This is a genomic window from Massilia sp. NBRC 108631 (assembly GCF_059704565.1).
Window position 1 is genome coordinate 21738 of record NZ_BAAKJE010000297.1, and the last position, 20572, is coordinate 42309.

The window sequence follows — 20572 nt, forward strand, 5'->3', positions numbered from 1 at the left end:
GCGCCGCTGGACGTGGCACACTGGACGCATGGCGAGCTCCTCCCCCACCCGCAGGCGTTTTCTCCAGGCCACCGCGTCCGGCTGCCTGCTGCCGGTGCTCGGCAGCACGGACGCGCGGACGTCCCCGCAGCAGATCGTCTATCCGCGCCATATCGACACGCTGGACAACCGCTACGACTACGACTGGCTGATCCTGCGCACCGCGCTGGAGAAGTCCAGCGCCGCATTCGGGCCGTTCGAGATGCGGCAGCTGGGCGAAGCCATGTCGCCGCCGCGCGTGGCGCAGGAGCTGACGCTGCCGCAGGGCCGCATCAACGTGCTGGCGCGCGCCACCTCGCCGGCGGTGGAGCAGCAGTTCCTGCCGATCCGCATCCCCATCGACAAAGGCCTGCTGGGCTTGCGCGTGTTCCTGGTGCGCGCGGCCGACCTGCCCCGTTTCGCGGCCGTGCGCAGCGTGCCGGACCTGCGCGCCATGCGCGCCGGCCAGGGCAAAGACTGGGCTGACGTCGCCATCCTGCGCGCGGCCGGCATCGAGGTGATCGAAGGCACCTATGAGCGCCTGTACTCGATGCTGATGGCGGGCCGCTTCGACTTCTATTCGCGCGGCGTGGATGAAGCGCCGCGCGAGCTGCAGGAAGCGCGCACCCAGTATCCCGGCATGGCGCTGGAGCCGAGCCTGCTGCTGGAATACCCGCTGCCGCGCTACATCTTCGTGCGGCGCGACGCCGAGGGCGAGCGGCTGGCCAAGCGCATCACGGCAGGCCTGGAAAGCATGGTGCAGGACGGCACGCTGAACGCCCTGTTCCGCAAGCACAAGGGCCCGGTGATCGAGCGCTGCGGCCTGGACAAGCGCCGCGTGCTGTCGCTGCGCCATCCCGGCATCTCGCCGGAAACGCCGCTGAACCGGCCCGAACTGTGGTACCGGCCGCCCGCCGCGAAGTAGTTATTTGGCCGCCGGCTCGGGCCAGATGGCCTGCAGCAGCGATGCCAGGTGGTAGCCGCCCTTGATCAGCTGTTCCTTGGCGATGGCCGACGACGGCACCGGGTAGTTGTCCGGCACGTTCAGCTGCCACACGGTGTAGACGGCGCCGTTGCGGCTGGTCTGCTTGCCGGCCGGGCCCACGGTCACGTCCGCATGCGCCAGCTTGGCGACCGCCAGCGCGTCGTTGGCCCACTGGTAAGGCCAGCTGGCCGGCTCGCCCGTGTTGACCGCCACGGCGGGCTTGCCGGCAATGGCGATCTGCGCGAACTGCTCCGGCGTGCGCGCGCTCACGCGGCGCATGGCGTAGTCCACCACGGTGGTGTCCCAATAGGAGTGGAAGGGCTTGGTCTTCGGCGCAGGCTTGGCGTCGGCGGCGGCAGGCGCGGTGGCTGCAGCCTTGGCGGCTTCGCCCTCTTTCGGCAACGGCGCCGGAATCAGCGCGCCGCCCAGCGCTGCGATGCGCGCGTCGTCCAGCAGCATGTTGTTGCCGCCCTGCGGGTTGAAGATGTTGACGCCGTCGATCTGCTCCTGCTTGAGCGGCACCACGAACACGCCGTCCTTGCTGATGAAGGCCGAGCCCACGTGCAGCGGCTGGTGCACGTCGCCCGCCAAGTGGGCCAGCAGCAGCAAGGCCTGGCGCCTGGTGAACTTGTGCGGGTTGACGGCCGCTCCGTCCTTGCCCTGCAGGACCCAGATGGCCTGGCGCAGCGATTGCACGATATCGTGCTCGTCGGTGCCCACGCCGTGGTCGTGGTACTCGTCCAGCTGGAACGGCACGTCGGTGTAGTGGTACTCGGAATGCTTGGGATTGGCCGCCGTGTAGTCGGTCATTTCCGGCGTCTGCGGGCCGCAGTAGGTGCCCTTCACGCAGTCCATCCAGGTGGCGACCTTTTCCAGGCTCTCGCCCGGCAGCAGCAGCGCGCGTACCTGTTTCTCGGCGTAGCTGCCCTTGATCAGCTGGTCGGCGATGGAGCCGACGATGCGGTGGCCGTCGTTGCCCCATGCCATGACGTTGGTCGATACGAAGGCGGCGCCCAGCGCCAGCACACATGCGAGCTTCTTCATTTACTCTTCTTTCCCTTTGCTTGGTTTCGGATAATTCTTGTTCACGTCCAGCGGCGCGGCATACGGAGAGTCCCACAGCTGCTGGTGCAGCGCGCCGATGCGCTGCGCCATCTGCTCGTTGCGCATCACCACTTCCAGGTTGCGCGACAGGTCGAAATAGCCGCCGGCCCAGTTGCTGGTGCCGACCCACGCCACCTTGCCGTCCACGCTCATGGTCTTGCTGTGGATGACGCGCGCGAACGGAATAAAGCCTGCCGCCGCTTTCGGCAGGGTCACCACGCGCACTTCGACGTTGGGCAGCAGCGCCAGGCTTTTCAGGTAGGCGATGGCCGGCGCTTCGGTGTTCCAGTTGGACACCATCAGCTTGATCTTCACGCCGCGCTGGGCGGCTGCGCGCACCGCGTTGTCGACCACCGGGTAGTAAGGGCGCGTGCCTTTCGGGCCGTAGCTGAGCGGCGCGTAATCCAGCAGCTGCACCCGCACTTCGCTTTGCGCCTCTTCCAGCAGCGCCGGCAGGCCGCGCTCGGAGTCGGCCACGCCGGCCGGGTTGTAGGCGTAGGGGCTGGCCATCAGGAAGGCGCTCGGCGCGTAGTTCGCGCTGGCCACCGCCGTGCCGATTTCCGCCACGCGCTGGCCGCGCGCCAGGCGCGCCTGGGCGTTCCAGTCCTGGTCGAAAATCGCCTGGACCTGTTTCACCACCTTGCCGTCCGTGATGCGCAAGCCGGTTTCCTGGATGTGGCTGAACGAGCGCCAGTCGAAGTTCTGGCTGCCCACGTAGGCCACGGCGTGGTCCACCACCAGGTACTTGGCGTGGATGATGCCGTTGCCGGTGAGCTGGTTGTAATCGAGGATGCGCAATTCCAGGTTGGGGATGGCCTTCAGGCGCTCGATGGTCGGCGCTTCGGACAGGTTGATACCCTTCTTGTCGAGCAGGAAGCGGATCTTCACGCCGCGCCGGCCGGCCGCCTCCAGGCGTTCGAACACTTTCTCGAAAGCGCTGCCTTCGCGCACCACGGCGTAGAACTGGCCGATGGCGATATCCTTCTTCGCATTGTCGAACAGCTCCGTCCACACGGCGGCCGCCTCGCGCAGGTCCGGATTGGCCAGCGCGGTTTCCACCGGCGTGGTCAGCACCAGTTCATAGCCGGGGATGCTGAAGTCGGCATGGGCGCTGCCAAAGCTCGCTGCCAGCAGTACGGGTAGTAAGAGTTTGCGCATGATGGGCTCCTTGGTTGTCATGGTGATTGCAGGCGCTGGACACGGCCCGCGTGCTGCGCGGAGCCGGCAGGCTTGCCGTCGCGGTCGCGCTGGGCCAGGTAGGCGGCCAGGGCGTCGATGTCGCGTATGGTGGTGGGAGCGCGGTTGCTGCCGCGCGCGAAGGTCGGGAAGTAGTCGCCGCCTTCGGCCAGGAAGTGGTTGGTCACCACGCGGTAGCTGGCGCCGTCTTCCACCGGCACGCCGTGCAGCAGCACGCTGCCCGGCACGACGCGCTGTCCTGCCGGCTGCTTGTGATCCCACTGGTAGGTGAAACCGTTGGACACCTGCAGCAGGCCGCGCACGATATTGCGCCCATCGGTCCACTGCTCTTCCAGCAGCGCGCGCAGCTGCGCGCCGGTCAGGTTCATCACGTCCAGCGTGTTCCCGAACGGCAGCACGGCGTGCAGGTGCCCCAGCGTGGCCACGTTGCCGCTGCCCGACAGCAGGTCGTTGCGCAGGCCGCCGCGGTTCATGAAGGCGATCTGCGCGCCGTATGGCTTGGCGGCGGCCAGCATGGAGTCCGCCACCAGGTTGCCGATGGCCGATTCGCTGGTGTCGTCGCCGCTGGCGCGCGCCACCCTGGCCACGGCCAGGCGCGCCACCGGTCTGCCCAGCACCTCGGCGCTGCGCTTGCGCACGCTGTCCATGTACGCCACCATGGCCGGATCGGCCGGGTAGCGGTCCTGCTCCATTACCACGTTGCGGGCGCTCTCGCCCACCACCGTGCCGGTGGCCGTGTCCACGCTCAGCTTGATACGGGACATCACGTGGCCCGCCGTTTCAGCCTGCGTCACCAGGCGCCCGTCCACGCGGCACAGATAGCCCTTGTGCGAATGGCCGCTGATGACCACGCGCACGGCCGGGTCGAGACGCTTCACCACGTCCACGATTTCGCCCTGCAGATCGGGGCAGTCCTGCCGGTCCAATGCGTCCTTGGTGCGGCCGCCCTGGTGGATCAGTACCACGAACACGTTCACGCCCTGCGCGCGCAGTTCCGGCAGCACGCGGTTGATGGCCTGCGCCTCGTCGACGAATTGCAGGCCCGCGATGCCGGACGCCAGCACCACCTGCGCGGTGTCTTTCAGCACCGCGCCGATGAAGCCGACCTTCACGCCGCGCACTTCCTCCACATGGTAGGCTGGCAGGAAAGGCTTGTTGGTCGCCATGTCCACCACGTTGGCGGCCAGGTACTGGAACTTGGCGCCGGGGTAAATCGGCTCGAACTTGCAGGCCTTGTCCGGGCGCGGCGACACGCAGCCGCCCTTCTGCTGGCGCAGCAGCTCGGCGCGGCCGGCGTCGAATTCATGGTTGCCTACCGAGGTGGCGTTCATGCCCAGCAGGTTGAGCGCGCCCAGCGTGGTCTCGTCGGCCCACATCGAGGAGATGGCCGGGCTGGCGCCGATCAGGTCGCCGGCGCCCACCAGCAGCAGCTGCGGGTCTTCCTTGCGCCAGGCCTGCAGCGCGGCGGCGATGGTGTCGATGCCGCCGGCCAGTTCACTGCGCGCATTGCCGCGCGCGTCGGTGTAGGAGAATTTGCTCGCTTCGATGTAACCGTGGAAGTCGTTCAGGGTGGCGATGTTGATGTCCACCACGGTGGCAGGACGCTGGCTGGCGCAGCCGGCCAGCAGCGCGGCGGCCATGGCCAGCGCACAGGCCTGGAGCTTGTAAATGTTGATCATTGCGAGGGGGAAAAAACGCTACGGAAAAGAGTTGCAGCATACCTGAAACAACGCCGCCTCTGCGCCGCCGAAACAAGGCTGATACAAAAAAACCGGCTCAAAAAAAAGCGGACCCGCAGGTCCGCTTTACCGCTGTTCCGCGCTGCTACGACTGCAGCGGCGCGGCGCATCAGCTTAGATGTCGATCGACAGGGTGGCCGAGATGAAGCGCGGCGCGCCCAGGTAGTAACGCTGGGTACCGGTGGTGGTGGTCACGCCCGGCACCGGCTTCACGTTGGTGATCGATACCGACGATGGGTTGCGGTATTCCTTGTTGGTGATGTTGCTCACGTTGAAGGTCAGCTTAGGACGCTTGAAGATACCGAAGTTGGCGAAGGTGTAGCCGCCGTCCAGGCCGAAGGTGGTGTAGCCTGGCGCGGTTTCGTCGTTGACGAACGATGCCTGCTGCTTGCCGGTCTGGCGCGCTTTCAGGCGGGCCCAGAACGGACCATCCTGGTACTCGGCCGAAATGCTGGTCTTCAGCTTAGGCGCGTTGATCATTTCCTTGCCTGCGGTTGGCAGGAAGGCGTTGGCGCCAACGCGCATATTGTCCTGGATCTCGGACTTGTTGTAGCCGATCGAACCGTAGAACGCCCAGCCGTTGATCGGCATGTTGCCCAGCTCCACTTCCACGCCATGGCTCTTCACGCGGCCCACGTTGGTGTAGCTGCTGACCTGGGTCACTGGATCGAAGGCGGTTGCCTGGCGGTCCTTGAAGTCCACTGCGAAGAAGGTCACGGTCGCGATGTACTTCGAGTCCTGGTGGCGGTAGCCGACGTCGGTGTTCCACGACACTTCAGGCTTGACTTCGCCGACGAAGTTGCCCACGCCGTTGGTGACGATCACGTTGGTGCCAACGTTGCCGAACACGAAGTTAGGCGGCGCTTTCATGTTCTTGGCGACCGACATGAAGACCTGGTCGTCGTTGGTGATGCGGTAACGGGCGCCCAGCTGCGGCAGCACGTCGTCATACTTGCGCACCATCTTGTACTGGCGCACGGTGTTGTTTTCGTCGCCCCAGTTGGTGAAGTCGCGCTTGATGTCCGGCGTACGCACGCCCAGGTTCACCTTCAGCTTGTCGTCCATCAGGCTGATGGTGTCCTGGATGAACATCTGGCGCGCGGTCGAAATGGTCAGCTGGTCGCGGCTGTTGGCGAAGGTGCCGTCAGGACGGGTGATCTTGCCGTCTTGCAGGTAGATGTCTTCACGTTCGCCGCTGTTGCTCAGTGCCAGCATCGGGCCGGTCTGCTCGTGGCGTGCGCGCTCCCACCAGAAGCCGCCCAGGATTTCATGGTTGCCCAGGGTGTAGATGGCGGACGCGGTCACGCCAGGACGGTAGGTCTTGGTCACGGACGCGTTGGCCACCAGGATGGTGTCCAGGGTGTCGCCGTCGCCGTTCAGGTCCTTGGCGCCGGTGCGGGTGCCGCTGGCGGTGTTGTAGAACTGGTTCTCACGCTGGGCGCGCTGCTGGATGCCGCCGTTGCCGAAGCCGTACCACAGGTATGGCAGCACTTTGATGTCCAGGTTTTCATTCAGGCGGAACTTGGCGGTGGCCGACACGATCGCGTTCTTGAACGGGTTGATGCCCAGCTTGTAGTACGCCGGCGACTGGGTGGTTTCGGTCTGCGGGGTGCCCTTGACCGGGGTCAGGTGGCCCTTGAAGGTGTCGGCGAAGTCGCCATAGTAGCCCTGGGTTTGCAGTTCGGTCAGGGTCAGGTTGTTGATGTTGTTGTTGACGGCATCATTCCACAGCACGGTGGCGTGGATGTAGTTGAAACGATCCCAGTCGTAATTGAAGCCGGCGTCGATGTGGTCGCGCTTGGCGGTACCCTTGCCTTTCCATTTGTCGGTCTCGGCGTGCGAGGCGGAGATGAACAGCTTGGAACGGCCGTCGGGGAACAGACCGCTGTCGTAGCGCAGGAAGGTCTTCATCATGTTCAGCTGACCGAAGGTCTGCATGAAGCGCAGGCGCTGCTTGTTCTCGGGGTTGCAGGTGTTAATGCCGAAGTTACCGCCGGTTGCGCCCACTTGCGGGGAGTCGACGTCGGTCGAGCCCTGGGTGACGAACTGCGAGCAGGTGTTTTCCTGGTCCACGTATTCTTGCGGGTAGACCGAGAAGGAACCCGAGTCGTTGACCGGCACGCCGTTGATGGTGGCGCCGATCTGGTCGCTGTTGAAGCCGCGCAGGGTCATGCCGCCGCCAAACAGGCCGGTTGCGTCGTAGTTGTAGCTGTTTACTGCAGGCAGCATTTCCAGCGCTTCATATGCATTGCCGGTAGGACGCTGTTTTTCCAGCTCTTCGGCAGTGATCGTCGAACGTGCTTTTGGCGCGTCTTCCGTCACCATCAGGCCCATGCCGAGCTTCTTGCTGGTAATGACGACCTGGTTGGTACCAGTGCCGGTGGTCACTTGCGGCGCTACTTCGGACGCGGTTTGCGCGAAGGCGGCCGAAGCGCATGCCATTTGGCACGCCACAGCGATCAGACTCAAACGCAGCTTGGGCTGATTAACGTATTGCATGTAAAACTCCCCAGGGGTTATGTGAATTTTTCTCAAAACTGCAGTCAGACTCTGCAAGAAACGGAGCAGTCTAACTGGACAATATTTCTTACTGATGTCATCTCTATGACAGATTCATGACATGCAGCGACACGAATGGACTGCAACTTCGGCAACGCTATCGCCAACTATGCATTAGTAAAAAATGCATGACAAATACGTTTTCGTTTGGCGATTCATACGAAAACCAAATAAATACGGAAAAAAGCGAGAGAAAAGCAGAAGTTGGATGACGTGGACGTGCCGGTCGCGTGACCTATATGGGCGGAATTATAAGGGTTCCGTCAAGCGGATGAAATTCTTTCATGGGTTTCTTTCATGAAAGAATGCTTATCTGTGGCATAACGGCCACAAACTTGTCGGGAAAATACGATATCCGGCGGCAAACTTGGGCGTTCCCCGCCGGATACCGTTTCTTACATCAGCGCTGGCGCGCGGCGCCGGCGGCGCCGGTGCTGGCGGCCACATCGGCCTCAAACTTCTTGAAACGGCCATCCAACTGGGCGCTTAAGCGTTGTTTTTCAGCAGCGGACAGGAAGGAGTAGCGGATGCTGTCATATGACAGTTTCTTTACATCCGCGTAGGAAGTTGGGTAGCGGCTGGCGAACAGCACGTATTCGTTGGCCAGATTGTTACGCGAAACGCCGGCGTCATCGGTCGAGATGACAAACGGTACGCCATACTTGCGGAACAATGTGACAGGATGCGCGTCGCCCTTGATGCCAAGAATGAAATCATTGCTGGTCAGGTTCACCTCCACTGCGATGCCGCGCTCGCGCATGGCTTTCATGGTGGCCAGCGCGTTCGATTCGTGGGCGATGTCCATGCCGTGGCCGATGCGGCTGGCGCCGGCAACGTTGATGGCGTCCGCGATGTGCGACTGCAGGCCTTCCGGCGGCACCATGCCCAGCGCCAGCTCGCCCGCGTGCAGCGCCAGCTTCACGTCCGGGTACTTGGATTTGAGGAACTTGAACATTTGCATATGCAGCTTGTAGTCGCGCATGGAAACATAGGTGCTTTCCTGGCCGACAATGTTCACGCCCACCACTTTCGGGTTCTCGCGCGCCAGCTTGAAGGCCGACACCATGGACGAGAACACTTGCGAAGGCGACAGGAAACGCAGCACAAAGGGCTGGTAGCGCATGGTGAACTGCTCGTCGTCGATGCCGGCGCTGGCGGTGTCCACGTTCTTTTTATAAGCGTCCAGCCAGCCGGTCCAGGCGGCGTCCTTGTCCAGCACCGGCAGCAGCGCTTCCAGCCTGGCGTTCAGCGCGGCGCTGTCCAGGCCGCTGGCCAGCACCGCCTTGTCGAAATCGGCGTTGGCGGTGAACGGGGCCAGCTCGAACACGGTTTCGATGTAGCTGACGTTCTCGTTGATGGCGCGCTGCTTCAGCGTGCGCAGGCCTTCGGCGGTGTTGGTCGAGGCGACCGGGTTGAAGTAGCCGAAGGTGTCGAAGAAGGTACGGTCGGGCGGGGTTTGCTGGCCGCTGTGGTTGTAGAAGTCCTTGGTGCCCCAGCGCTGCAGCAACTCGGCCAGCATGGTGTTGTCCAGCATGACGGCTTCGCCGCTGATGCAGGTGCGCGTGGCCGGCGACGCGGCGCGTTCCAGCGCCAGCTTGCCGGCGTCGCTTTCGATCTGGTAGCTGTTCTTGTAGACGCAGTAGCCTTGCTTGTCCACCCACTGCAGGAACTGCTCGGCGTAGATGGCGCCCGAATAGTGGTGGTGCAGGTCGCCGCCCTTGGGCATCATGGTGAAGAACAAAGTCAGTTCGGCCGACTTGGGCTGGCTGCCCGAAACCAGCGAGGCGAAGTGGCGGCTGGTTGCCTGCTCGTTGGCGCTCGGAGCGGCTTTCTGGGCTTGCGCATTGCAGGCCGCCGTCACAGCCAGCGCCATCATCAGTTTCGGGAAAAATTTGTTCATCAGCTGCCCTCGGTTAAATGTAGGGCGGGTTGTAACCCGCCATGTGGGCAGTTTGGCGGCGCCGGCGGGTTACGCGCGCTGCGCTGCCCCGCCCTACGGACGCCGGTGCACCATGCGCCCCGCCGAATACGTGGCGGCCACGGTGCGGTCGTCGCCCAGCAAAGCCAGCGCGAACAGCAGCTCTTCCAGGCTTTCGGTATGGCCCGTGCGGCGCGCCAGCAGCGGCGTCGCATGCGGGTCCAGCACCACGAAATCGGCCTCCGCGCCTGCGGCAAAACTGCCTATCGTGCCTTCCAGCTGCATGCTGCGGGCCGCGCCCAGCGTGGCCAGGTAGAACATGCGCAGCGCCGGCAGGTAACTGCCCTTCAAGCGCGCTACTTTATAGGCTTCGTTCATGGTTTGCAACATGGAGAACGCGGTGCCCGCGCCCACGTCCGTCGCCAGCGACAGGAGCATGCCCGCCTGGTCGGCGCGCTCGAAGTCGAACAGGCCGCTGCCCAGGAACAGGTTGGAGGTGGGGCACACGGCGGCGGCAGCCTGGCTCTCCGCCATGCGGCGGCGGTCGCCCTGGTCCAGCCAGATGCAGTGGCCGTACATGGCGCGCGGGCGCAGCATGCCATAGCTGTCGTACACGTCCAGGTAGCTGCGCGCCTGCGGAAACAGCTCGCGCACCCACTTCACTTCGTCCTCGTTTTCGGACACATGGGTCTGGATATAGGTGTCCGGATAAGCGCGCGCCAGTTCGCCGGCCACGCCCAGCTGCGCTTCGGTGGAGGTGGGCGCGAAGCGCGGCGTGATGGCGTACTGCGCGCGGCCGCGGTTGTGCCAGCGCTTGATCAGATCCTCGCTTTCGCGGCCGCCGGTTTCGGCGCAGTCCTGCAGGAAGGTCGGGCAATGGCGGTCCATCAGCACCTTGCCGGCCACCATGCGCAGGTTCCGCTTTTCGCTCGCTTCAAAGAATGCGTCCACCGATTGCGGGTGCACGGTGCAATACACCATGGCCGTGGTGGTGCCCACGCGCAGCAGCTCGTCGAGGAAGAACTCGGCGGTGGCGGCCGCGTGCGCCGGGTCTTCGAACTGGCGCTCGGTCGGGAAGGTGTAGGTGTTCAGCCAGGGCAGCAGGCCGGGCGCCGGCGAGGCGATCATGTCGGTCTGCGGATAGTGCACGTGCGTGTCGATGAACCCGGGCGTGATCAGCTTGCCGCGATAGTCGTGCACCACCGCGCCGGGCGGCAGCGCGGCGTGCAGCGCAGCGTAGCCGCCCGCCGCCTGCACCTTGCCATCGGCGACCACCAGCAGGCCGTCCTCATGCCAGTGGTGGGCGTCGGGCGTGAAGGCCGGATCGGCGTGAAAGTGCAGCAAGCCTGCTCGGTAGGCTTGCACCTGGGTCGTTTGCATAAGGGTCTTTCTAAACTTTGTATTGCGTGGAACCGGCTGCGCGCAGCAGGGTCGCGGTCTGGCTGAGGGGTTTCGGCATGCGTTCGGCGTCCTGCTGCTCCCACACGCCCAGCAGCTGGGCGCACACGGAGGCGGCGATGACGGCCGGCGCCTTGTTGGTGATGCCGGCGATGCCGATCGGGCACACCATGGCGTCGATGCGGGCCTGGTCTATGCCTTTGGCCTGCAGGCGGTGTTCGAACTGCATGCGCTTGGTCTTGGAGCCGATCAGGCCGAACCAGTACACGTCCTGGCGCTGCAGGATGGTTTCGGTGAGGCGCTGGTCCAGCGCGTGGTTGTGGGTCAGCACCAGGTAGCTGCTGTTGGGCGGGGCTTGGGCCACGCAGGCTTCCGGCAGCTCGCTCGCTTCCACGGTGACGTTGGCCGGGATATCGGCGGGGAACATGTCCTCGCGCTCGTCCACCCAGGTGACGGTGCACGGCAGCTCGGCCAGCGCGCGCACGATGGCGGCGCCCACGTGGCCGGCGCCGAACAGGGTGAGATGCGCGCGCGGGGCCAGGACGGGGTCCACCATCCAGCGGCGGCCGGCGGCGTCTTGCATCAGGTGGGCGCCACGGTCGCGTGCAAAAAAGGGAACGGACAGCGGGTCGCTGACGGGCGTGGCCAGCGGAATGCTGGCGAGCGATGGCGCAGCGGGGGCTGCCGTCAGTGGCTGGCCGCGCATGTCGAACAGGGCCACGCACGCCGGGCCGTCTACCGCTGTGAGGCGCCAGCAGTCTTCGCGGCGGCGCTCGCGCAACGCTGCCAGTACGGCGCCCAGGCGGGTGTCGACGCGCTCGAACAGCAGGTAGACCACGCCGCCGCAGCACTGCCCCAGGCTGGGGCCGAGCGCGAAACGTTCATAGCGCACGGCCTGCCCGGCCAGCATTTCGCGGGCAATGTCGATGGCGCGCATTTCCAGGTGGCCGCCGCCGATGGTGTCGAGTTCGCGGTCAGCCGTCACCAGCATCTTGGTGCCGGCCTCGCGCGGGCCGGAGCCATCCACCCGCGCCACGGTAATCAGCACCGCCGGTGCCGAAGGATCTGTCAGCCAGTCGCTCATTTTATTTCACCGCCGCGTTTTACAGCCACCTCGACAGCGGCAATGGCCTTGAGGATTTCTTCGGAAGTCGCCGGTGCGTTCAGCGGCGGATTGACCTTGTGGCCGCCCACGGCCGACACGGCGTCGCGGATGGCGAAAAACACCGAGAACGGCAGCAGCAGCGGCGGCTCGCCCACGGCCTTGGAGCGATGGATGCTGTCCTCCACGTTGCGGTTCTCGAACAGGCGCACACGGAAGTCCTCGGGGCAGTCGGACACGCCGGGAATCTTGTAGGTGGACGGCGCGTGCGTCATCAGCTTGCCGCCCGCGTTCCACCACAGCTGCTCGGTGGTGAGCCAGCCCATGCCCTGGATGAAGGCGCCTTCCACCTGGCCCAGATCGATCGCCGGATTGAGGGACTGGCCCGCGTCGTACAGCGCATCCGCGCGCAACAGCTTCCACTCGCCGGTGAGCGTGTCCACCACCACTTCGGACACGGCGGCGCCGTAGGCGTAGTAGGAGAACGGATGGCCGTTCATGGTCTTCGGGTCCCAGTGCAGGTGCGGCGTCGCGTAGTAGCCGTCCGACCACAGCTGCACCCGCGCCAGGTAGGCCTTCTGCACCAGTTCAGCGAACGGCACGGCGTGGCCGTTGACGTGAATGCGGTTGTCGAAGAACTGCACGCCACCCGCATCGCCGCCGTACAGCTTCACGGCATAGGCCGACAGGCGCTCGCGGATCTGGCGCGCGGCATCCTGCGCGGCCTTGCCGTTCAGGTCCGCGCCGGTGGAGGCGGCGGTGGCCGAAGTGTTGGCGACCTTGCTGGTGTCGGTGGCAGTGATGCGCACGTGCTCCAGGTCCAGGCCCAGTTCATGCGCCACCACCTGCAGCACCTTGGTGTTGATGCCCTGCCCCATCTCGGTGCCGCCGTGGTTGACCAGCACGGAGCCGTCCACATAGACGTGCACCAGCGCGCCGGCCTGGTTCAGGTGCGTGACGTTGAAGGCGATGCCGAACTTGAGCGGCGTCAGCGCCAGGCCCTTCTTCAGCAGCGGACTGGTGGCGTTGTAGGCGGCCACGGCTTCGCGGCGCGCGCGGTACTCGCTGCTCTGCTCCAGCTCCGCCGTCAGCTCGGCGATCACGTTGTCCACGATGACCTGTCCGTAGGGCGTGACGTTGCGCTCGTCCTTGCCGTAGAAGTTCAGGCGGCGGATGTCGTAGGCGTCCTGCCCCAGCTCGCGCGCGATCTCGTCGATGATGTATTCGATGGCGATGGCGCCCTGCGGCCCGCCGAAACCGCGGAAGGCGGTGTTCGACTGGGTGTTGGTCTTGCCGCAGGCGGCGCGGATGTCCACGTCGCTCAGGTAGTAGGTGTTGTCGAAGTGGCAGACCGCGCGCGTGGCGACCGGGCCGGACAGGTCGGCCGAATAGCCGGCGCGCGACACCATGTCCACCTTGGCGGCGATGATCTTGCCGTCGTCGCCGTAGCCCACTTCGTATTCGTAATAGAAGCAGTGGCGCTTGCCGGTAACGAGCATGTCGTCGTCGCGGTCGGCGCGCAGCTTGACAGGGCGGCCGGACTTCCTCGCGGCGATGGCCGCAGCAGCGCACCACAGGGCGGACTGCGATTCCTTGCCGCCGAAACCGCCGCCCATGCGGCGGCACTCCACCTGCACGTTATGCGAATGCAGGCCCAGCGCATGCGCCACCACGTGCTGCATTTCGCTCGGGTGCTGGGTGGAGCACAGGATCTGCATGCCGTTCTGCTCTTTCGGAATGGCGTACGCGATCTGGCCTTCCAGGTAGAACTGCTCCTGGCCGCCCACGTACAGCGTGCCTTTCACGGTGCGCGGCGCTTTCTCGAACGCGGCCTGGTAGTCGCCGCGTTTCAGCTGCATCGGCGGCAGCACATAGGACTGCGCGGCCTTGGCCGCTTGCGGCGTCAGCACGGCAGGCAGCTCTTCATAGGTGACATTGGCGCGGCGCGCGGCGCGGCGGGCGTTGTCATGCGTGTCCGCCACCACGATGAAGATGGGCTGGCCCACGTATTCCACCTTGCCGTCGGCGAGGATGGGATCGTCGTGGATGATGGGGCCGCAGTCGTTGGTGCCGGGGATGTCCTTTACCGTGTAGACGGCCGCCACGCCGGGCGAAGCGCGCACCGCGTCCAGGTCCAGCGCGCGGATGTTGGCGTGCGCCTTGGACGACAGGCCGAGCGCCGCGTGCAGCGTGCCGCGCAGTTCGGGAATGTCGTCGGTGTAGGTGGCCTGGCCGAGCACGTGCAGTTCGGCCGATTCGTGCGGTTTTCCGAGGCCGACGGCGGTCCACGCCATGGCTTTGATATCGCTTGCGCCGGGATGGTTCATGGCGGCTCCTCTTCCTCTGTTTCCGTTACGCGCGGCAGGCGAACGCGTTTACGGCATTCGCCGCGAGCGGCGCGTCAACACGGGTTTCGAACCAGAAGCGGCGCAGCAGGTTCTGCGCAGTCTTCATGCGGTATTCGCTGGAGGCGCGCATGTCGCTCAGCGGCTTGTAGTCCTGCGCCAGCGCCTCCATGGCGATGGCCAGGTTGTCCTCGCTCCACGGCCTGCCCTTCAGCGCCGCTTCGGCCAGCGCGGCGCGCTTGGGCGTGGCGGCCATGCCGCCGAAGGCGATGCGGGCGTCGCGCACCACGCCCGCGTCCAGCGTGAAGGCGAAGGCGGCGCACACGGCGGAAATGTCCTGGTCGAAGCGCTTGGCCAGCTTGTAGGTGCGGAACTGCAGGCCCGCGCGCGGCAGCGGCACGCGCACCGCCTGCACGAATTCGTCCGCACGCAGATCCTTCTTCTGGTAGTCGAGATAAAACGCTTCCAGCGCCAGCGTGCGCGTGCCGGCCGGGCCGCGCAGCACCACTTCGCTGCCCAGTGCGATCATCCACGGCATGGAGTCGCCGATGGGCGAGCCGTTGGCGACGTTGCCGCCCAGGGTGCCGGCGTTGCGGATCGGCAGCGAGGCAAAGCGCTGCTGCATTTCCGACAGCTGCTCCGGGTAGTGCCGGCGCAGCGCGTTGTAGGCGTCGTTCAGCGGCACGCCGGCGCCGATTTCCAGCATGGCGCCGTCCCGCTCGATGGTCTTCAGCGCGTCGACGTGGCCGAGGTAGATGATGTCGTCCAGTTCGCGCATCTGCTTGGTCACCCACAGGCCGACGTCGGTGGAGCCGGCCAGGATCAGTGCGGACGGGCGCGCGGCGCGCAGCGCGGTCAGTTCGTCCAGGGTGCGCGGCGCGTGGAAGTGGCGCTCGCCCACGCTGTAGGTGGCCAGCTTGTCGCGCTTGAGCGCTTCCAGCTGCCGCGCCAGCGCGGCGCGGTCGAACTCCACCTTGGGCAGTTCGGTCATGCGGTGGGCGGCGTCGATGATGGGACGGTAGCCGGTGCAGCGGCACAGGTTGCCGGACAGCGCGTCGTCCACTTCCTTGCGGGCGCAGGGCTGCGCGTCGTTTTTCAGGTACATGCCCCACAGGGACATGACAAAACCGGGGGTGCAGAAACCGCATTGGGAGCCGTGGCATTCCACCAGCGCCTGCTGCACCGGGTGCAGCGCGCCGTCCGGCTGCTGCAGGTCTTCCACGGTAAACAGGGCCTTGCCGTCCAGCGTGGGGGTGAACTGGATGCAGGAATTGACGGACTTGAGCTCGACCTGGCCGTCGACCAGCGAGCCGACCACCACCGTGCAGGCGCCGCAGTCGCCTTCGGCGCAGCCTTCCTTGGTGCCCGTGCAATGCAGATCTTCGCGCAAATGCTGCAGCACGGTCTGCGTCGGCGAGGCCGTGCTCACTTCGTGCACGGCGCCCCGGTAGTAAAAACGAATCGGATCTGACATTGTAGCCTCGGCGTTGTCCCAGATTACAAGGTTAGCAGTTCACGGCCCCCGTTACTTATATTATTCTGATGATGTCAGATATTCGTCAAACCAAATAAGGATGGGTTGCGTGCCAGTGCTCGGCGATATCGATGCGGCGCGTGATCCACACTTTGTCCACGCTCTGCACGTAATCCAGGAAGCGCGCCAGCGCGGCGGCGCGGCCGGGACGCCCGATCAGGCGGCAATGCAGGCCGATGGACAGCATTTTCGGCCGGTTCAGGCCATCCGGGTCGCCCTCGGCGTACAGCGTGTCAAAGGCATCCTTCAGGTAGTCGAAGAACTGGGTGCCGGAATTAAATCCCTGCATGGCGGCAAAACGCATGTCGTTGGTGTCCAGCGTGTAGGGCACGATCAGTTGCGGGCTCACCACATCCAGCCCCGCCTCGTTCTTGTGCGCCACCGGCAGCCAGAACGGCAAGTCGTCGCCGTAGTGGTCGGCGTCGTAGCGGAAACCGCCGTGCTCCATCACCAGCTTGTGGGTGTTGGGCGAGTCGCGGCCGGTGTACCAGCCTTGCGGGGCGCTGCCGGTCAGGTCCTTGATGATCTCGACCGCCTCCTTCATATGCGCGCGCTCGGTGGCCTCGTCCATGTTCTGGTAGGAGATCCAGCGCAGGCCGTGGCAGGCGATTTCGTGGTTCAGTTCCTGGAAGGCGGCCACCGCCTCCGGATTGCGCTTGAGCGCCATGGAGACGCCGAAAATGGTCAGCGGCAGCTTGCGTTCCTCGAACATGCGCAGCAGGCGCCACAAGCCGGCGCGCGAGCCGTACTCGTAGATCGTCTCCATGCTAAGGTGGCGCATCGGAAACGCCGCAGCGCCTATGATCTCGGACAGGAACGTTTCGGACGCCGGGTCGCCGTGCAGCACGTTGTTCTCGGCGCCCTCTTCGTAGTTGAGAACGAACTGCAGCGCCACGCGGGCGCCGCCCGGCCATTGCGCATGGGGTGGAGTGCGGCCGTAGCCGATCATGTCGCGGGGGTAGTTGTCGTAAGTGCTCATCCGCCAATAATATATGGCATTGCCGACATCAGTATAGGTTTTGTACGATAGCGTGATTCACTCAACGGATATAGGAAACACCATGGGAAAGCTCAGTACGCACGTGCTCGACACCGCCGCCGGCAAGCCCGGCGCAGGGGTGAAAGTGGCGCTGTTTGAAGTGAAGCCGGAGGGCAAGGTCTTGCTGAAGATGGATATCACCAATGCCGACGGCCGCTGCGCCACGCCGCTGCTGGAAGGCGACAGCATGAAGGCCGGCCAGTACGAACTGGTGTTCAACGCGGGCGACTATTTCGCCGGCCAGGGGGTAGACTTGCCATCCCCGCGATTCATCGATCTGGTGACGCTGGCGTTCGGCATTGCCGACCCAGCACAGAATTATCACGTGCCACTGGTGGTCACGCCGTGGTCCTATTCCACTTACCGAGGCAGCTGATGCAACGTCGTCATTTTCTGGGCGCCACCGTCCTTACCCCTGTCATCATCCATCAAGCATGGGCGGCCGATGCGCCCAACGCGCCCGACCAGCCCCTGACCGCATTCGCGGCGCTGGAGAAAGACCTGGGCGGACGGCTGGGCGTCTGCGCCATCAACCTGGCCAACGGCAGGCAAGTCGGGCACCGCACGGGCGAACGCTTTCCGGTGTGCAGCACCTTCAAGGCCATGCTGGCCGGCGCCATCCTGCAACGCAGCGCCAGCGACGCGACGCTGCTGAACAGGCGCATTGGCTACACCAGGCAAGACCTGGTGCCGCACGCGCCCATCACTGAAAAGAACCTCGCCCAGGGCATGACGGTGGCGGAACTGTGCGCGGCCACCGTGCAGTACAGCGACAACCCGGCCGCCAACCTGCTGATGAAAGTGCTGGGCGGCCCGGAAGCGGTGACGGCGTTCGCGCGCAGCATCGGCGACACCGCGTTCCGGCTGGACCGCTGGGAAACCGAACTGAACAGCGCCATTCCCGGCGACCCGCGCGACACCACCACGCCGCTGGCGATGATGCGCAGCCTGCAGGCGCTGGTGGTGGGCGACGCCCTGCCCGCGCCGCAGCGCCAACAGCTGAAGGACTGGCTGGTGGGCAACACCACGGGCGGCAAGCTGATCCGCGCAGGCACGCCGGCCGGCTGGACCGTGGGCGACAAGACCGGCGGCGGCGCCTACGGCGCGCGCAACGACGTCGCGGTGATCTGGCCGCCCGGCCAGGCGCCCATCGTCATCGCGGTCTACACCGCGCACAACAAGGAAGACGCCGGCTACCGCGAAGACATCATCGCCGGCGCCGCCAGCGCCGCCATCGCGCTGCTGGCCAAGGCATGAACCCGCCCGCCCTACGCACCAAGCCCAGGCCGTAGGGCGGCTAGCGGCAGGCACGCCCAAACCCGCCAGGCGCCCGCCGCTAGCGCCCGTACTCCTGAATCAGCCGCGCCAGCAGGTAGACACGCGGCGCGATGGACTCCACTTCCGCATATTCCTCCGGCGTGTGGATCGCGCCGCCGACTATCCCCAGCCCGTCGACGGTCGGCACGCCGGCGGCGTAGGTGAGGCTGGCGTCGGCCGCGCCGCCGGAGCTCTCCAGCGTCAGCTTGCGGCCCAGTTCCCCATATACCGCCTGCGCCTTGGCGGCCACCGCGTCCGTCACCGGGCTTTTCGGCATCGGCGGGAATCCGCGCCGCAGCCTGGCGCTGACCTCGGTGTCCGGGATCAGGCGGTGGGCCGAGATGCGCGCCAGGTCCTGCTCCACGCGGTCGAATTCCTCCGGCACCGCCACCCGCACGTCCGCCTCCGCCGTGGCCCGGTCCGGGATCACATTGCTGCGCTCGCCGGACTTGATGACGGTGAAATTGACGGTGGTCTGCCTGGCCGGGTCCGCCAGCTTGGCCAGCTGCAGCATCTGGTGCGCCGCCTCCATGGCCGCGTTGCGGCCGGAATCCGGCGCCACGCCCGCGTGGGCAGCCTTGCCGGTCACTTCCAGCGCGATTTCGCCGCTGCCCTTGCGCACCACCACCAGACCGTCGGCCGGGCGGCCCGGCTCCAGGTTCAGCGCCACGTCGTGTTCCCTGGACAGCTTCTCCATCAGCGCGCGCGTGCCGTGCGAACCGGTTTCCTCGTTGGTGTTGAGCAGCACGGTGATCTTGCCGTAGCCGGTGTCGCCGGACTGCTTCAATATCTTCAGCGCCGTCAGCGCGATCACGATGCCGCCCTTGTCGTCCATGATGCCGGGACCATAGGCCCGCGCGCCCTCGATGCGGAACGGCCGCGCGGCGGCTGCGCCGTCCGGGAACACCGTATCCATGTGCGCCACCAGCAGGATGCGGCCCTTGCCGGTGCCGGTCAACGTGGCCTGGATGTTGCGGCTCAGCGCAGGCGTGGCGGCGAAGGTTTCCACTTGCGCGCCCAGCCGCTTGAGCTCCTCCTGCGCGAGGGCGCCGACCCGGTCCAGGCCAGGCCCGTTGAAGGTGCCCGAGTCGATATTGACGAGGCGCTCCAGCAGCTTGAGCGCCTCCGGCCTGGCCTGCTCAGCCTTGGCCAGCAGCGCCTGGTCCGGCTTGCCCGCCGCGGCCGCCGCCGCGTGCCCGACCGCCCCCGCCGCCAGCGCCATCAACGCGACCCGCGCCGCTGCCCTCGCCACCGTCAACCCGCCAGCCCGTTTGCTCATCGCTGCTCCCGCAGGAAATATTGGTGAGCGAATAATAACGTACGGTCCTGTGGTGTGCTTGTGATGCAGCCCGTTCGGGCATAGTCTTGGACGAATTCATACACAAAACAATGTCCATTCCCAGGCCCATAGGGCCCTGCGACGGGCCGCATTGCCGGGCTGCGCCGGAATCGCTGCTACTGTGCGGTAAAACGGGCTACTTGGCCGCTGTCGCCGCTGAGGATCAGGGTCTTGCCTTCCACTTGCCAGGTGCGGGTGGCGTCCAGCGCCTGCAAGTAGGCATTTTCCTGACGGCTGGCGGATTCATCCGTGCAGGCGCGGCGGGTGGACGCGAGCGGCCCCATCTTCAGGGACTTGCCGCTCCACTGATAGGCACCGGTGAAGCTGTTGCAGCCGCCGCTGCCGGACACCATGCCTTTCGACGCGTCGAACTGCAAGGACTGCTTGCCGGCGGGCTGGCCGCCCAGATCGGCCAGCTGCCACGACGTGCCAGTCAGCGCGGCGCTCGGCGGCGCGGCCGGGGTGGTGCTGCAACCGCTGGCGAACGCCAGCACCACTGCGGCCGTGGCCGCCATCGTCAATTTCCGCTTGTTCAAAGTTTGCATCGCCCGCTCCTTTACGTTGTGTTGCTTCAAATACACTTAAGTAACATGAATTCAGAAATACTGTCGTATAGTTAGCCTTGCAGTTTCGCCACTCAACTTTACAGGAATACGTCCATGAAAAAAATTATTGCTGTTATCGCTGCTGTCGCCGCTTTCGCTTCCGCCGCTTCCGCATCCGCGGCGCCTGAGGCAGCGCCGGCGGCGTCGGCGCCAAAGAATTCGCAGCAGTCCAAGATGGCGACCTGCAACGCCGACGCCGCCGGCAAAAAAGGCGATGAGCGCAAGGCTTTCATGAAGGATTGCCTGAGCGCCAAGCCGGCCGCGCCCGTGACCCAACAGACCAAAATGAAGACCTGCAACGCCGACGCCGCCGGCAAGAAAGGCGATGAACGCAAGGCCTTCATGAAGGAATGCCTGAGCGCCAAGAAGTAAG

Annotated in this window: 16 protein-coding genes; 4 read left to right on the plus strand and 12 right to left on the minus strand. The window is 65.4% G+C overall.

The window, feature by feature from the left end:
• Window positions 1-28 precede the first annotated feature (28 nt).
• Window positions 29-943, plus strand: coding sequence for a hypothetical protein (locus tag AC6H42_RS31900; RefSeq protein WP_497549815.1), 915 nt, complete (start codon window positions 29-31; stop codon window positions 941-943).
• On the opposite strand, the gene AC6H42_RS31905 is transcribed toward AC6H42_RS31900, so the two are convergent.
• From AC6H42_RS31905 to puuE, 10 genes are all read right to left on the minus strand, one after another.
• A complete protein-coding gene (locus AC6H42_RS31905) occupies window positions 944-2047 on the minus strand; it encodes a S1/P1 nuclease (protein WP_057153386.1) in 1104 nt (367 codons plus the stop codon).
• Entirely contained in the window at window positions 2048-3265 is a 1218-nt protein-coding gene (locus tag AC6H42_RS31910; RefSeq protein ID WP_057153699.1) for a phospholipase D-like domain-containing protein, read from the minus strand.
• 17 nt (window positions 3266-3282) lie between these two features.
• Window positions 3283-4983: a bifunctional metallophosphatase/5'-nucleotidase gene (locus AC6H42_RS31915; RefSeq protein WP_497549816.1), complete on the minus strand. Its 1701-nt coding sequence runs from the start codon at window positions 4981-4983 to the stop codon at window positions 3283-3285.
• A 174-nt stretch (window positions 4984-5157) separates the two neighbouring features.
• On the minus strand, window positions 5158-7485 hold the full coding sequence (locus AC6H42_RS31920) for a TonB-dependent receptor (protein ID WP_229418048.1): 2328 nt from the start codon (window positions 7483-7485) through the stop codon (window positions 5158-5160).
• 517 nt (window positions 7486-8002) lie between these two features.
• Entirely contained in the window at window positions 8003-9502 is a 1500-nt protein-coding gene (locus AC6H42_RS31925; protein WP_497549817.1) for an adenosine deaminase family protein, read from the minus strand.
• Between the two features lie 93 nt (window positions 9503-9595).
• The gene (gene guaD, locus AC6H42_RS31930; protein ID WP_057153382.1) at window positions 9596-10900 is read right to left on the minus strand and encodes a guanine deaminase; all 1305 of its coding nucleotides are present in this window, start codon (window positions 10898-10900) and stop codon (window positions 9596-9598) included.
• A 10-nt stretch (window positions 10901-10910) separates the two neighbouring features.
• Window positions 10911-12002, minus strand: coding sequence for a xanthine dehydrogenase accessory protein XdhC (gene xdhC, locus AC6H42_RS31935; protein WP_497549818.1), 1092 nt, complete (start codon window positions 12000-12002; stop codon window positions 10911-10913).
• The gene (xdhB, locus tag AC6H42_RS31940) at window positions 11999-14347 is read right to left on the minus strand and encodes a xanthine dehydrogenase molybdopterin binding subunit (protein ID WP_057153380.1); all 2349 of its coding nucleotides are present in this window, start codon (window positions 14345-14347) and stop codon (window positions 11999-12001) included. Before xdhB ends, xdhC begins: the two co-directional genes overlap by 4 nt.
• Window positions 14348-14372: 25 nt before the next feature.
• The gene (xdhA, locus tag AC6H42_RS31945) at window positions 14373-15839 is read right to left on the minus strand and encodes a xanthine dehydrogenase small subunit (protein ID WP_497549819.1); all 1467 of its coding nucleotides are present in this window, start codon (window positions 15837-15839) and stop codon (window positions 14373-14375) included.
• Between the two features lie 85 nt (window positions 15840-15924).
• Window positions 15925-16878: an allantoinase PuuE gene (gene puuE, locus AC6H42_RS31950; protein ID WP_057153378.1), complete on the minus strand. Its 954-nt coding sequence runs from the start codon at window positions 16876-16878 to the stop codon at window positions 15925-15927.
• An 82-nt stretch (window positions 16879-16960) separates the two neighbouring features.
• On the opposite strand from puuE, the gene uraH reads away from it, so the two are divergent.
• Window positions 16961-17314, plus strand: a complete 354-nt coding sequence (uraH, locus tag AC6H42_RS31955) for a hydroxyisourate hydrolase (RefSeq protein WP_057153377.1) — start codon at window positions 16961-16963, stop codon at window positions 17312-17314.
• Window positions 17314-18195 (plus strand): class A beta-lactamase, encoded by an 882-nt coding sequence (gene bla, locus AC6H42_RS31960; protein ID WP_497549820.1) that lies wholly within the window; start codon window positions 17314-17316, stop codon window positions 18193-18195. The genes uraH and bla overlap by 1 nt, the downstream gene beginning before the upstream one ends.
• A 79-nt stretch (window positions 18196-18274) precedes the next feature.
• Here bla and AC6H42_RS31965 read toward each other — a convergent pair whose 3' ends face one another.
• Both AC6H42_RS31965 and AC6H42_RS31970 read right to left on the minus strand, forming a co-directional pair.
• Window positions 18275-19534, minus strand: a complete 1260-nt coding sequence (locus AC6H42_RS31965; protein ID WP_497549821.1) for a glutamate carboxypeptidase — start codon at window positions 19532-19534, stop codon at window positions 18275-18277.
• A gap of 176 nt (window positions 19535-19710) precedes the next feature.
• Window positions 19711-20139, minus strand: coding sequence for an META domain-containing protein (locus AC6H42_RS31970; RefSeq protein WP_497549822.1), 429 nt, complete (start codon window positions 20137-20139; stop codon window positions 19711-19713).
• A gap of 114 nt (window positions 20140-20253) precedes the next feature.
• On the opposite strand from AC6H42_RS31970, the gene AC6H42_RS31975 reads away from it, so the two are divergent.
• Window positions 20254-20571 carry a PsiF family protein gene (locus tag AC6H42_RS31975; RefSeq protein WP_057153374.1) on the plus strand — a complete coding sequence of 106 codons (318 nt, stop codon included), beginning with the start codon at window positions 20254-20256 and terminating at the stop codon, window positions 20569-20571.
• Window position 20572: the final 1 nt, after the last annotated feature.